The sequence below is a fragment of the Shewanella sedimentimangrovi genome, assembly GCF_017354965.1.
GTDB lineage: Bacteria > Pseudomonadota > Gammaproteobacteria > Enterobacterales > Shewanellaceae > Shewanella > Shewanella cyperi.
Genome location: NZ_CP071502.1, coordinates 2,884,508 through 2,898,182 on the forward strand (window position 1 = coordinate 2,884,508; position 13,675 = coordinate 2,898,182).

General features: G+C 42.7%; 12 protein-coding genes. All 12 read right to left on the reverse strand.

Going from position 1 to position 13,675, the window contains the following annotated elements; translation table 11 throughout:
- Positions 1-135: 135 nt before the first annotated feature.
- The 12 genes from JYB85_RS12615 to tnpA all read right to left on the reverse strand — a co-directional run bounded on the left by JYB85_RS12615 (position 136) and on the right by tnpA (position 13,617).
- A complete protein-coding gene (locus JYB85_RS12615) occupies positions 136-813 on the reverse strand; it encodes a TIR domain-containing protein (RefSeq protein ID WP_207379587.1) in 678 nt (225 codons plus the stop codon).
- A 24-nt stretch (positions 814-837) separates the two neighbouring features.
- Positions 838-2,286, reverse strand: coding sequence for an SIR2 family protein (locus JYB85_RS12620; RefSeq protein WP_228730097.1), 1,449 nt, complete (start codon positions 2,284-2,286; stop codon positions 838-840).
- Complete coding sequence (locus tag JYB85_RS12625; protein WP_207379588.1) at positions 2,274-5,609, reverse strand: type I restriction endonuclease subunit R; 3,336 nt, start codon at positions 5,607-5,609, stop codon at positions 2,274-2,276. The genes JYB85_RS12620 and JYB85_RS12625 overlap by 13 nt, the downstream gene beginning before the upstream one ends.
- Before the next feature lie 12 nt (positions 5,610-5,621).
- Positions 5,622-6,815, reverse strand: a complete 1,194-nt coding sequence (locus JYB85_RS12630) for a restriction endonuclease subunit S (RefSeq protein ID WP_207379589.1) — start codon at positions 6,813-6,815, stop codon at positions 5,622-5,624.
- A complete protein-coding gene (locus tag JYB85_RS12635; RefSeq protein WP_207379590.1) occupies positions 6,812-8,905 on the reverse strand; it encodes a type I restriction-modification system subunit M in 2,094 nt (697 codons plus the stop codon). Before JYB85_RS12635 ends, JYB85_RS12630 begins: the two co-directional genes overlap by 4 nt.
- 87 nt (positions 8,906-8,992) lie before the next feature.
- A complete protein-coding gene (mads1, locus tag JYB85_RS12640) occupies positions 8,993-9,166 on the reverse strand; it encodes a methylation-associated defense system helix-turn-helix domain-containing protein MAD1 (RefSeq protein WP_207379591.1) in 174 nt (57 codons plus the stop codon).
- Positions 9,167-9,264: 98 nt separating this feature from the next.
- Positions 9,265-9,843, reverse strand: coding sequence for a recombinase family protein (locus JYB85_RS12645; RefSeq protein WP_207379592.1), 579 nt, complete (start codon positions 9,841-9,843; stop codon positions 9,265-9,267).
- Positions 9,844-10,008: 165 nt separating this feature from the next.
- Complete coding sequence (locus tag JYB85_RS12650) at positions 10,009-11,109, reverse strand: tyrosine-type recombinase/integrase (RefSeq protein ID WP_228730098.1); 1,101 nt, start codon at positions 11,107-11,109, stop codon at positions 10,009-10,011.
- Positions 11,102-11,587, reverse strand: a complete 486-nt coding sequence (locus JYB85_RS12655; protein ID WP_207379593.1) for a helix-turn-helix domain-containing protein — start codon at positions 11,585-11,587, stop codon at positions 11,102-11,104. Before JYB85_RS12655 ends, JYB85_RS12650 begins: the two co-directional genes overlap by 8 nt.
- Positions 11,580-11,780 (reverse strand): helix-turn-helix transcriptional regulator, encoded by a 201-nt coding sequence (locus JYB85_RS12660; RefSeq protein ID WP_207379594.1) that lies wholly within the window; start codon positions 11,778-11,780, stop codon positions 11,580-11,582. The genes JYB85_RS12655 and JYB85_RS12660 overlap by 8 nt, the downstream gene beginning before the upstream one ends.
- 125 nt (positions 11,781-11,905) lie before the next feature.
- Positions 11,906-12,712 (reverse strand): hypothetical protein, encoded by an 807-nt coding sequence (locus JYB85_RS12665; RefSeq protein ID WP_207379595.1) that lies wholly within the window; start codon positions 12,710-12,712, stop codon positions 11,906-11,908.
- 458 nt (positions 12,713-13,170) lie between these two features.
- On the reverse strand, positions 13,171-13,617 hold the full coding sequence (tnpA, locus tag JYB85_RS12670) for an IS200/IS605 family transposase (RefSeq protein ID WP_207381940.1): 447 nt from the start codon (positions 13,615-13,617) through the stop codon (positions 13,171-13,173).
- Positions 13,618-13,675: the final 58 nt, after the last annotated feature.

The following is a 13,675-nucleotide window of genomic DNA, read 5'->3' on the forward strand; positions in this document are numbered from 1 at the left end:
TCAAATTTGAATTGTAAAACCAACCCAATAAATCAATGCCCTACATTTAGCATCTGGTTACGATTAGCGTAATGGCTAGTCCGTCTCTGGAAATTAGAAAAAGCGAACCAAATACGGTTCGATTTAAGCCTGAAATTACTCTTCAACTGTAACAAGTTTGGAAATGTTGTAGCTCTCGAGGTCATCTTTAATTTCTGTTGCTATATCAAGATACAAGGTAGGGTTATTGATAAAGTTTTCCCACTTAATGGACTGTATGTAGGAGTGCCTGCCCGTATAAACGGTTCCCCCAGTATGGCCATCGCACTCTATGATCTCAGGATTTTTTTTGTTAAACATGTTTCTTTTCAATATACCAAAGAGGAAGTCTGTTTTTAGAGTGCTGCAGTTACAATGGGGGCAAGTATTTTCTTGGATGTAATAGTCATAAGATCCGTTTTCGTCAGGAATAACGACCGCCAGAACTGCATTAGTGCGACTGGTTCTCTCATTGCGGGTAATTTCTTTTAACGAATATGAAATTTCCCACGGAATCCACTGATCATCTTCCGGAGTAAAAAACGTCCAATCTTTCATTCCTTTCGAAACGAGTACAATTGTAATGCTGCTATCGAATATCTTATTTTTTAGGTGCGTTTCGATAGTTGAGTCTTTGAAATCGCTAAGGTCTTGGCCATCCTTCTCTCCTTTATAGATTTCGTCATTTTCGCCTAAGACTTCCTCAAGCTTATTGACGTAGTCTCTTACCTTTGTGGTTTCCCAAAAGCTATTCAAGATGTCCTGTACTTGTTCATCCCCATATTTGTAGGACACAAAAATTTTCCTTGCCACAAATAGCTACTCCTTTGATAACGCGTTTAACACGTCTAAAACTCTAGAAATCATCTCCATTGGGTTGTCAGTTGCCCTCCCCAACGTTTCATACAAAGCTCTTATCTCACCATTATCCCCAGGGAAAATTTCTTCGAAATGAGCTATCGTTTCTTGCCAAATCTGTTCTGCGGCAAATCCTGAGAAACCTACCGGTACAATCGCTAGATTCAACTTTTTCGCGATCTCGAATTCTTTGAGCACCCCATCAGCGACAACAACATCGCCATCGGACTGTTTGTTACCCAATATGAATATTGCGATACCCGCTTTCCCTATCAGATCCTGTCGATAGCAATGCCAAATCTCTGCTCTTTGTACATGGTCTTCTATATACTGCGGAAAAGGTCTCATGATCAGCCTTTCATCGAGGTGAGAGAACTGCTTTTGATATGCAGATTGGATAGCTCCAGATATAAGTGCATTACCAATTCCAAGCCCAATACCACTCACGAGTCTGTAGTCTTGGTCGATTAACGTGCGGCCTAACCCTTGAAGAGCATCTTCAGTATTACTTTGACTCCAGTTCCCAAAATCAGATGCGCTACCTGATACGAATACGGTTTTTCTTTTGTAAAGGCGGCTTATATGTTCAAGGATTTGAGTAACTTCTTCAAACTCATCGATGAAAACAACATTGATATGAAATCGCCCTAAATCATCTGCGAAAAGTTGTTGACGAGTTTCAGCACGAACAAAGGTCGCTTCATCGTTATAATCAGCTCTGTTTTCTCGCCGTAGTATGCAGTAATGATTTCTTTGGTTCCCTTCGAACTGAATTCTGATGTTTGTCAGCACGTGATGTAAATTGGGGTCAGTAAAACTAAAACCAATAAACAGAAAGGTTTTCGAAACAAGGTCACCAGATAGAGCGGTGATAAATGGGGCGTGAGAATGGGGATATTTTTCGTATTCGTTTCGGGTAAGGACAGTGTTGTTGGGCGTGTCTATGTCGCCATGCATCTTATAAAGGACGACATCTCGTTTAGGCTTAGTGACGGCTAATTGATCGTTTGTATATTTAACATCAACAACTTTTTTTACTGATGTCAAAGTGCTCTCTATTAACTTGTCGTAGTTCGTTGTCCAATAGGTAGATATTGGAAGAGAAGCTAACAACTTGTGGTTTGCTGTTGGAGCCTGCTCAATAGCCATCTCATTTAGGAGCTGCTGTGAAATACGCTGGCGATTAAATTTGTTCTCATGGTATTGAGCTAGTGCAACCAAATCATGTTCTTCATCAACATTGAGCTTTAATTCCTCAGCTAAAGGTCGTAGAAGTTCTTTCCAGTTAACGTATCCCGCCCCAACAGACAGGCCTGCCCCTGCAAAAATGGCAGCATTGCCGCTTTCAATTTCTCTCAAATATTGCTTAATAAAATGTTGTACATCCATTACGTTTACTACGCCACCCATTTCTTATTTTTTGCTGAAAAATCAACAACTAAATCATAGACTTTATCGCACTTATCTTTGAAATCAATTCGCCCATAACTAACGGGTAGGTCTTTATCTAGAACTTCTTCAATAGCATTTTTTACTTGCAACTGAGTTTGGCCATCTTTCCACCAATCCTGAACAAGTACCTTGGGGTGGCCATCAAGTAAGCGCAGAATCAAGTTCTTGGCAGCAAGCTTAACTTTTTGCTCTTCATTTTTAGTGAGTTTATCTTTTTTCAGTAGGTCGAAAAGTTCGAGCTCGTCTTCTGTAAGTCCCTCGCGAACATGACGTTCGTCCTCTTCCTTCATATTTTCTGCAAACTGCATCAAATCATCGAAGTAATTTTCTGTAGATGAGCCCCCAGAGTTATAACGATCCACTATTTCCTGGAGCTTTTCCGCAAAGTCTGTGCGAGTGAAATTTTGCTCCATCATTTTTCTGAGCTTGTCTTCAATGAACGCCTTTAATTCAGCGATCTCAACATGCTTATGCTTAGCCTTTTGGAATTCTTCTTTGAGCTTTTCAAAATTGAGTTTGCTCAGGTCCCAGGTTTTGCCTTTTTGAATGATCTCATAGCTAGCCTTGTGCTCCTTAGCCGCAAACTTCTCAGTGTTATCAACAACTACGCTTTCATCGAGTAGTTCGGCTATTTTTCGAGAGAGCTCGTCCACATCAACTTGCTCAATGTGAGCGTCAACCACCCCTCTCAAGTATTGAATTACTGCAATCAAAGGTCGGCGCTGCTGGCCCAGAATTTCTGGCTTACATGCTTCATACAACGAAGATACTGTGTTGTTGTATACATAGAAGGTTTTTCGCCATTCGTCTGTTGAAAGAAGCGTATCGGCGTAATCTTCAAATAGAGCGATGTTCTTAAATACATCGTCATCATCAGCAATAGCATGCAGGTTAATATTTCTTTCCCTGCACCAATTGTCGGCTTGCTTAATCGCATCATCCAGCAAGTTGAAAAGTTCGGTCTTCTCTTGAATAGGTAAAGCTTCACCTTCTTCACCGGGCTCATCCGCACCTTGGGCATAATCTCGAAGTGCTTTTTTCATATTGCGGAATACGTTGTAGTAATCGACAATTTCGCCGTTCCTCTTCTCGATAAAGTCCCCGCTATAGCCCCTAATACGATGCGATGCCACTCGGTTCGCTCTCGCAATCGTTTGCATTAGGGTGTGGTCTTTCATCGGTTTATCGAGATACAGAGTCGACACTGTAGGCGCATCAAAACCTGTCAGCCACATGGCGCATACAAAAACTAGCTGAAGTGGATGTTCTGGATCTTTAAAGTTGTATTCGATGTCGTGGCCGTTTTCATCCAGCTGTTCAAGGCGCGCAATATGTGGCTTGATATCTAAACCAGCCTTCATGAACTTCTCTTCGTCTGCTCGCGGATCACTAACTACAACAGCCATTTCAACAGAGCGCATGTAATCAACTATCTTCTTAAATCGCGCTTTTTCTATATCACTGGTAGATTTACTGATTAACCCACGCAGGCGCTTTATCTCTGCTTTCCAATACTGCTGAACCTTGTCGTACATTTTCACAGTAGTGAATTTGTCCAGCGACACCACCATACCCTTGCCAAGATAGCCCCGACGCGGAAAATGATAGACGATATCTTTGGCTATAGTATCTAAGCGGTCATCACGAACTATCACCTGCATTTCTTTAGAAAACTTCTTTTCTAATTTTTGCTGCTGAGCATCGTCCAAACCTTCATCTTCCAGAAGCTCATAAAACTCATCACTAAGATCATCATTCTGGATTAATACCTCTGGGACGCGCTTTTCGTAATAAAGCGGTACTGTTGCACCATCTTCTGCGGCATCTTGGAAGGTATATTCAGAAACATAGCCACCAAACCATTCTTCGGTTTTCCCGATAAAGGTTTTGTTTTTGTACTTTTTGCCCAACAGTGGAGTACCAGAGAAAGCAAGGAAGTGAGCACCTTTAAGGCCCGCTCGCATGTTTTCTGCGAGCGATTTGTATTGAGTACGGTGCGCCTCATCAACAATAACTATGACTTCTCGTTTTTCTTTATCTGGATCAAACAGCTTAGGGTACTGCTTGCCTTTGTTGTAACGGAACTTCTGAATTAGCGTAAAGACAACTTTCTTGTTTTGCCCTAAAAAATCACGTAACTCATTGGAGTTCGCAGGTTGGGCGGCATCCTTTTCCTTCACTACGCCAGAATTAAGGAAATTGCGATAGATCTGACCATCAAGATCTTGGCGATCTGTAACCACAACAAAGCTAAAGTTTCCGGTTACCTTGCGGAAAATCTTGCGAACATAGAACACCATCGAGAAGCTCTTACCCGAGCCTTGGGTGTGCCAGAAAATACCTAGCTTACCATCGAGGTCTTCACGTTTAAGGAAGCGATAAAAGGCTTGATTAACCCCCATAAACTGGTGGTTTTGAGCGATAATCTTGGTGCTTTCTTTGTGAAAAAGAATAAAGTTCTCGATGTAATCGAGTAGCTTTGAGGGAGCTAGCAGGCCGTTTATCGCTCGCTCAACACTGATCCCCTCTTCACGTATTTTTTGACGGTTGATTTTCTCTTTCTCACTGTCGACTCGCAGCCAGTTAAAGAAGTGCTCCCAACCGGCAGTAAAGCTACCCACTTTAGTTTCAATAGCATTTGAAAGAATGCAAAAAGCATTACAGAGGAACAGCTGAGGAATATCGTGCTTGTAGTTTTTTAGGTTGTCATCAAAAGCTGAGCGCAACTTGACATTTGAGTTTTTAAGTTCAATGAAAACTAGCGGTATACCGTTTACATAAAGGATCACATCCGGTCTGCGATAAGCCGAATATGGAGCCTGAGCCGAGGACTTAATCCACAACTGAGACACCGCCAAATAGTGGTTGCGTTTAGCTTTAGGCGATGGTTGGTTAAAGTCTATTAACCTGGCAGTTTCTTTCTGCTTTCTGCCGTTCTTATCGTCAAACTCTACGGGTACACCATCACGGATGTAGCCGTAGAGTTCTCGGTTAGCCGCAGTCGGGTTCATCGCTGCACGGCGATCGGTTATCTTGTTGAGCACCTGCTCATCGATAACTTTCTCTGGAATATGTGGATTTAGGTCAAGGCAAGCTTCACGCAATCTATCAGCGAATATGACATCACGCTTATCAGTGCGATTTGAACCGTCATTAAGTTCATCTGGCTTAGCGGTGAAGCAATTCAGTACATCAAAGCCATGTAGGTGTTGAAGCTGCTGCAATAGCTGCTGTTCAATATCATCTTCGCTAATTATGTTCTTAACCTTGCCTTTAACCATTTGTCTTCCTTGTTATTTTCCTAAATCTACCTTGTGCTCTTCCTGCATACTTGGTGGGGATTTGATATCCAACTCATCTAAAGAGAGTTTGCCTGAGATTAGACGAGGTAAAAGAGCGAGTTTTGTTGAATTTAAGTTACTTATTTCTTCCAAGATAATTTGTCTCTGTTCAAACAACGGTTTCACTCGGATTTCAAATTGTTTAATCAACTTATCACCTGGCAGCAGAAGAGTGTTTGAGTATGCCTGATTCCTATTTAGTCCAGGTACTGCTGCATCATTATTAATAAAATTCATATTACCCATGAGGTAATAGAGAAAATAATTGCTAATATCTGACTTTACGTAATAAACGGTATCTATCGGAAAGAAGGGAGAGGCTGACCAATGCACGCTTCCAACATTTCCTTTTCTACCAACAATTATTCCACCTTGCTTCGTTAATGCTTTGTTGTGATAGCCGACTACTCCACTGGAACCATAGACAGGAATTTGACCATCTTCTCGGTCTTCCTTTTTTAGTGCTTTTCCATAAGCGAGCTCGCAGATGTTACCTAGCTTTTCAACTTCCCACCCTGTTGGAATTCCTTTTTCAAACTCAGCAGTTTGATAACCGGGAAAACGAAAGCGAACAAACCATTCTCGGTAAATCTCTTCCGCCATATTTTCCAGAACAGCGATACGGCGCTTGTTGTTTTCGATTAGGTCGTCGTAGGCAGAGAGAACAGCAGCGACTTTTCTCTGTATAGGTAAATCCGGACATTTAACCTTAATCGTCTCGAAAACTGATTTGGGTACAAGAGGGGTATCAATGCCAGAGTTGTATGAAAAGATAATTGGGCGATAAGCCTGAAGTAGGTAATAAACGAATTTATAGTCATGCTCATCATTAACAACTATTGAGTTTATTTGCTGGTTCGTCATGCAAGGTTCACTTGCTATCGCCATTTTTCCAAAGGCAAAACTCAATGAAGTAAACAGAACTGAATTTTGGGGTATAACCTGATTACGATGTTTTTCCATCGCTTTCTGGGTTATTTTTGTCTCTGTGCCTGCAACAAAGTACTGGTCTTTATCAAGATCTTTGGGGGATACAAACGGAAACGTACCCCCTTCATAGTACTGATCTTCGCTTTTTGCTGGTGTTTTGCCGGTTACAACCTTACCAAGGCTTTTAATGGGCTTTTCTGTCCAATTCGACGTCATAATTCCACCATCGAATTTGCATTGCTATTGATTACATCAGTTAGCCTATTTGACTCTTCTTGAAGCTCCTGAAGCTGTTCATTCAGAGCCACCAGCTCTTCTAGAAACTCTTCTTCAGTCCTTCCGTCCTCTTCAATCACTACACCAACATAGCGGCCAGGGTTTAATGAATAGTCTTGTTCTTTTACATCTTCTGGCGTCGCTAACTTACATAGCCCGGTGACATCTTCATACTCCGCCCTAGGGAAGCGCTCTTGCAGCCAATGAATGTGTTTAAAGTAAATTTCGGCACTCTTAACCTCTTTGTGCAATTGTTCTAAGGCCATTTTCAGCTGCTTGGTTTGGCGATCTGTTGTTGCTCGTTTGCCTTTAGCTATGGCTTTTTCAGCCTTGGCCTTTTCATGCTTGCGCACGGTTTTGTCGAGCTGTTTCAGACCTAGGTGGAGTGCTTTAAAAAAAGGTTCAAAGTGCTGCTGTAGCTGATGTTGAGCGGTATTGAGTTCATCAACTTTGCCTTTATCTGCAAACTTTCCTTCTACCTGTGTTGTGTAGTCTTTGTGGTGAGCTTGTAGCTGGGTGAGAACAGACCACTGCTTCATCAATTCGCCTACAGCCAGTTTGCCTTCAGCGTCGTCTAAAACCTCTAGAATTTGTTCGCTTACAGGCCCAACTTGCTCCCTGTTTTCTGCCAGCAGTGCCATGCCTTTTGCAAAGTAGCTATCAATAAGGTGTACGAACTCCCGGCGTTTTCCTTTGTGGAGCTTACTAATAATCGCCAGATTGCTGATTTGTTCAGGACTAAATTCGCGGTGGGCTCGGTCTATCTGAGTAAACACATTGCGAGCATCGATAAATAGAATTCGATCATCCTGTTTATCATGGTCGAAGAACCAAAGTGTGGCAGGAAGCGTGACCGTGTAGAACATATTAGACGGCAGGGTGAGCATACCGTAGATAAGGTTTTCTTTAATCAGGCGTTGGCGAATTTCCGCTTCAGAATGACGGGCATCAGAAGCTGAGTTGGCCATCACCAGTGCCGCACGGCCTTTGTCTTTGAGTGAGGTGGCAAACAGGTTAATCCACAAGTAGTTTGCATTAGGAACAGTCTCTTTCCCTTCATCCTTTTTCTTAGCTTTGGTTTTGTTCTTTGGAAGACCAAATTCATTAAAACGGATGTCTTCCTCTACATCGGCCAGAGGCACGTCATCGACATTAAATGGAGGATTAGCGAGAACATAGTCAAACTTACAGTATGAATCGAAAGGGTTCTCTTTGTAGCTGTTGGCTTGCTTAATGTCACCTCGCAGCCCATTTACCGCGATATTCATTTTTGCCAGCTTTACGGTGTCCAAGGTCTTTTCCTGACCATAAACAAACAACTGGTTCTCATCGTGTGCTTCGCCCAGAGCATTTAGCTCTGCTCTGTGGTCTTCAATAAACTGCTGAGACTGAACAAACATTCCACCCGAACCACAAGCGGGGTCGTAGACCGTGCCCTTGTATGGTTCGATAACCTCAACCATTAAACGAACAACGGAAGTCGGGGTAAAGAACTGGCCACCGCCTTGGCCTTCAGCAAGTGCAAAGTTACCAAGGAAGTACTCGTAGATTTTACCCAGAATGTCGCCTGTGGCGTCACGAGGAATATCGGAAAAAGTTTTGAGTAACTGGGCAGGTAAGGTTCTATCAGTACGAGTCAGTGCAAAGTACTCATCTTTAGGCAGCACACCTTCGAGAGACTCTTTGTATTCTTCAATACCTTCCATCGCTTTCTTGATTGCTTTAGCAATGTCTTGCTCTTCAGGCAAGTTTAGAAGGTAATCGTAACGGGAATGCTCAGGTAGATAGAACCCACACTTCTCGATAGCCACGTCTGAAAAAGGCTTTTCTCGGCGAGTGCCTTTAAGTTTGGCATGCTCGGCGACGATCGAATCTTCGACCTGAGAGTATTTGTTGTCGGCAAACTTGAGGAAGATAAGCCCAAGTACAGGTGTTGCATATTCTGTTGATTTTAAATCACTGTTTGCACGCAAGTTATCTGCGGCCGACCAAAGGTCTTTTTCAAGCTTTTTAAGCTGTTCGGTATTCATACATTGGTCTCGTTAAAAGCTCAAAAATGTTTCAAAACTGCTTTGTAAAACTGAATGGCCCAGTAGCCACACATTTCTTTGGCAGTTTCACTTGGATTTTTGTACATCAATCCAGGCATCTAGATCTGCGTACCTAAACCGCCAAGAACCACCCACTTTAAAGCCAGGTAGCTTGCCTTCACTGACAAGCCTATAGGCAGTTTTTTCCGTAAGCTTCAAATACTCCGCCACCTCTTTCAAGGTTAAAATTTGATCACTCATTTCAGCGTGTTATCTCTCGCCAATTTCGTTGGTGGATTTAATGATGAGAGAATATGGGAAAATTGGGGAATGAACAATGATCTGGGCATAGGTATGAGTTAGACCGAGACTGTCTCGTTCCAATGCCTTTTGACAGTCGCAATACCCAAACCAAGCGTTTCCGCGGCTTTACGTTGCGATAACCCTGCTGCTTTTTTGGCCTGAACTGCGCTGGTAGTCCCGTAAGCTTTTGGTCTGCCCAGTTTCTTGCCTTGGGCTTGTGCTCGTACAAGTCCTTCTTTCGTACGCTCTCTGATCCGGTTTCGCTCAAACTCTGCAAAGGCCGAAAACATCTGCAGCATCAACTTGCCCTCTGCACTAGAGAGGTCTGCTACGGGTAAATCCAGGCAAACAACCTTGATGCCTTTATCTGTCAGCAGGTTAATGGTGTTTTGTACGTCAATGTTGTCTCGACCTAACCTGTCTAGCTTTAAGACCACCAGCAAGTCGCCGCTTTCCATCTGGTGATTGATTAGCATCTTGAACATTTCACGCTTCATCGCTTCAACGGAGCCTGAGACAGTTTCGCTGACAACACGAGAATCATTCACCTCATACCCTTTTTGCCGAATAGCGAGGATTTGGTTCTCGGTGGTTTGCTCTGTTGTTGAAACACGGCAGTAAGAAAAGATACGCATAGGTCATTCACTTTATAGAAGGTATCAAATATATGGGTATCATAAAGATCAAGCATCATAAAATCAAAACCCTAAATTTATGATACCCATTTTGAGTTGAAAAGTCTGGTATCAATATACGAATGTTTATTGATACCAGGCTCAACTAGATTTTCTTGGTAGGTTTTATTGGTTTCCCATCATTTTTTGGAACTGCATAAATTGCTTGAACTGCTCTTCCATATCTGGCGAGGCAGATTCAGCAGGTTTTGCTAGCTTGCGCAATAACTCTGCTTGCTTGTAATCAGGCACATCACCATAGCTATAAAAACTTGTCAGCACACTTTCATGCCCTAGGTTTTGGCTCCATGCTTTGAACTCTTCAGGTGTGCGGCACAAGTTTTCACCAAGCCTTACCAACGTATTACGGAAGCTATGGGGATTAAAATATGGCAAACCAACAGCTTCGAATCCTTGTTTGAAGACTTTGCGAATAGGAGTCGCATTACTCCAATGCTCCCGTAGTAACCCAGCAGCTTCGAACTGCTGATTCTTGTTGTGAGCCATCTTTGTTTTCGGAAACAACGGATCGTTTTGGTTAAACCCAAGCTCCTTAACCAAGTAATCAATCCACTCATTCAAAACCTGGGAGGGAAACTCACCCACAGGAAAGAAATAGGTCGAGAAGGTCTTGCTGAACTTTGTATTTACATCCCTTGCATCCTGGTAAAAGCTCTGGTCTGCAATATCGATATGTTTGATTTTTGCGGATGCAACCGCTCCGTCTCTCGCCCCTGTCAAGATAACAAAAGCAACAACAGCTCTATCCCGCATTTCTATCGCTGTTGAGCAAGGCATCGCTTCCAGCATTTGCATAATCTGCTCCAGAGTAGCCACATTTCTTTTACGCTTGGCGTTGGCGATACGAGTGTCTTTTTCAGACAAGTTGAAATATTCGATATCGCTGTACGAAATTTTTGCTCTATAGCCCATCTGAGTAACTAAATGCTGGAAGAACATTTTTAAGTGGCGAGTTATCGTCAGCACCGTAGCCTTGCTCAATTTATCTCCAGTGACTAAAGATTTTTGAGAAAGGAGATGCTTCTTAAAACCGATAGCATGCTTAGCCCTAAACTTACTGAAATCAGCAAAAGCCGTATATTGCTCGAAGCGATTAATTGACTTCATAGCGCCATCGATTGTTGAGTGATCTTGGCGCTTAGCATCCCTCAAATACTTGATGTAATCATGAATGATTCGAGCGTTATTTGTACTATTCTTATTCATGATCAAATACCTCAGCCAAAGGACAGTTTAAGAGGGCTTGCCCCATCAGGATTAAGTGCTTTTCAGCTATCGGTAATTTCCCTCCAAGCTCGACCCAAATTTGGTTTACGTCGCGCCATGAAACATACTTATTTGCATGGCATCCACACTCACAGCAGTGCCCCGACATTTGCGCCATACCAGCAGGTTTCGCAATGAATTGCAGAGACTCAACGCAGGGGGATTTCGGCTCCCTACATTTGAAGCAGTACATTTCATGTGCTTTACATGGATACATGTCAGCTTTTCGCTTACGTTTTAAGTGAATTCGTAAATCAACGCCATCAATCAACAGTGGCCGCTTTTCATCCACAAGAGGTAAGCCTGCATGAATCCAGTTACGCACGGTTTTTGGGTGGACCTCCAATATTTCACTGACTTCAATGACGGTATAGGAGCGGTTGATTTTTACCCGACTAGGGTTGTAGTTCTTACCCATTGTGCACCCCCTTTGAATCAGCGATGCGTTCATCAAGCCACTGGTTAACATCAGCTTCAAGCCAACCAACAGCGCGATCACCCAATGAGATGCTTGAGGGGAATTTCCCCTTGGAAATGCGTAAATAGATACTGCTGCGCGACAGGCCTGTTTGGCTCATAACTTCAGGTAGTCGCATGATTTTATTGTACATAGTAAAACCTTTTCGGTGTTTATTGGATGGCGAAAAGGTTATTGGGAAAAGGAGGTACAAAAACGCAATTGAGGAAAGCAAATACTCAATTGCGTTTTTTTGCGCTATCGTTTTGTTGTAAGAGCCTAGCTGGCGCTATCGCAAATCTGTTTAAGAATGCTGCGGATAGTGTTCTCAGATATTGGCGTTCCTGCTGTTTCAGTAATCAACCTTATTGCAGGTGCTATGCCTTTATCTGAAGCGCATATACCTAACTCCGCCAACAAGGCATTGATAATAAGTAGAAATGTATTGCGCTCTTTGCCCGACAATGACTTTTCCTTTACCCCCCCATCAGGCTGGGTTTCCAGCGACTGGAGAAAGCGATTTATTTCATGCTTCTTAAACACTAACTTGTTCAAGAAATAGTCGAACTTGATACTTTGATCTAATTGGGTCCGCGCCTGCAACCTGGCTATTTGTTCACCATTACTTAATAGAATTCCTTCTCTTGGTATATTCAACTCAACCCCGCACAAACCGCCATGTACGCTATTAGCTGCTTGTATACGAAAGTAATGATCGATTGCTACCGCTTCAGCACCAAGCATCGTAAAGTCCCAGCAGCCTGTTATGCTTGTTAGTGATGGGTTGAAAGCATAGTACTGCGCTTTATCGCCATCATAGTGAATATGATTGAGATCAATCCAACTCCACTCCTCAGGAACCTGTTGCTGACTCAGAAGCTCAACATATTGCTCGGGCGTAAAAGGGATATATTTCCCGAGCAAGGCACATTCATGTGCATCGAACCTAGCCGAAACCACCAAATCTTGGTTAAGAACAAGCTGATAAATCTCGGCATATGATAAATTCTCTCCGATAGCTTTACCTAGGTATTCCTGAGCATCGGCCATCGAAACAAAACCGTCTAATTTCAATAATTTACTCAAAATCCACTCTTTTATAAGGCACATGCATACAAGATAAAAATGGTACATATAGTATCTTATTGGACAAGGGCTTAGAAATGGCATCTACAAGTTATTGAGATCCAGCGCAGAACGGGAACTAAAGAGCTACAGTCAGCATAAAGATCTAGAACAGCTTGATTTTCACCCACTCAAGACAACTGCTCTGATAAAAATTCCTGTGACAAACAAAAATGGGTACACAACAGGGTACACCAACCAAACTCAACTAAGCATAAAGCCGTTAATCGTCAAATGATTACCAGTTAAGTTCAGATGACGCCGCCCCACCAAACCTAGATGAAAAGGGCCATCCACACGGATGGCCCTTTTTATTTCTGCTTTCCGGTAAAACAGGCCACATACCTTTGATATCAAAGTAAAAATCCACCTGCATAGCAGGTGGCTTTGACACAGCCCCCTAAAAGGGGGCTTAAAAACTAACCTTCCAACCCTAACGCTATTTGCCGTTTCTCTTCTTCTTTGGCTGTCTTTTCCTGGTGCCGTACATATCTACGGATTATGTCTTCGTTTGCTCCTACTGAGTCCACAAAATAACCCCGTTGCCAGAAGTGATTCCCCCAGAGCTTGTGCTTTCTTAAATAAGGAAATTTGGCAAACATCCTGATCGCGGTTCTCCCTTTAACAAAACCCATTAAATCCGACACGCTTAGACTGGGTGGGGTTCTGACTACTAGATGGACATGATCTTCCTGAACATTTAGTTCCACGACTCTGCATTTCTTCATGTTGCAGTAAACATAGATACTTCGATAAAGCTCTCTGCCGAGATTACCTTTCAGGATTTTGTACCTGTACTTGGGTGTCCAAACGAGGTGATACTGACAACGATAGAATACGTGAGACGCGGATTCATATCTGCTCATGCTACTTACTCCTTGATTTGCTGGTAACAAACCGAGGGAGTATTTAGCATGGGCATTC

Excerpts from the sequence above, each read along its gene's own strand:
- JYB85_RS12620 (WP_228730097.1), bottom strand. The coding sequence starts at position 2,286 with ATGGGTGGCGTAGTAAACGTAATGGATGTACAACATTTTATTAAGCAA.
- JYB85_RS12625 (WP_207379588.1), bottom strand. The coding sequence starts at position 5,609 with ATGGTTAAAGGCAAGGTTAAGAACATAATTAGCGAAGATGATATTGAA.
- JYB85_RS12630 (WP_207379589.1), bottom strand. The coding sequence starts at position 6,815 with ATGACGTCGAATTGGACAGAAAAGCCCATTAAAAGCCTTGGTAAGGTT.
- JYB85_RS12635 (WP_207379590.1), bottom strand. The coding sequence starts at position 8,905 with ATGAATACCGAACAGCTTAAAAAGCTTGAAAAAGACCTTTGGTCGGCC.
- mads1 (WP_207379591.1), bottom strand. The coding sequence starts at position 9,166 with ATGAGTGATCAAATTTTAACCTTGAAAGAGGTGGCGGAGTATTTGAAG.
- JYB85_RS12645 (WP_207379592.1), bottom strand. The coding sequence starts at position 9,843 with ATGCGTATCTTTTCTTACTGCCGTGTTTCAACAACAGAGCAAACCACC.
- JYB85_RS12650 (WP_228730098.1), bottom strand. The coding sequence starts at position 11,109 with ATGAATAAGAATAGTACAAATAACGCTCGAATCATTCATGATTACATC.
- JYB85_RS12655 (WP_207379593.1), bottom strand. The coding sequence starts at position 11,587 with ATGGGTAAGAACTACAACCCTAGTCGGGTAAAAATCAACCGCTCCTAT.
- JYB85_RS12660 (WP_207379594.1), bottom strand. The coding sequence starts at position 11,780 with ATGTACAATAAAATCATGCGACTACCTGAAGTTATGAGCCAAACAGGC.
- tnpA (WP_207381940.1), bottom strand. The coding sequence starts at position 13,617 with ATGAGCAGATATGAATCCGCGTCTCACGTATTCTATCGTTGTCAGTAT.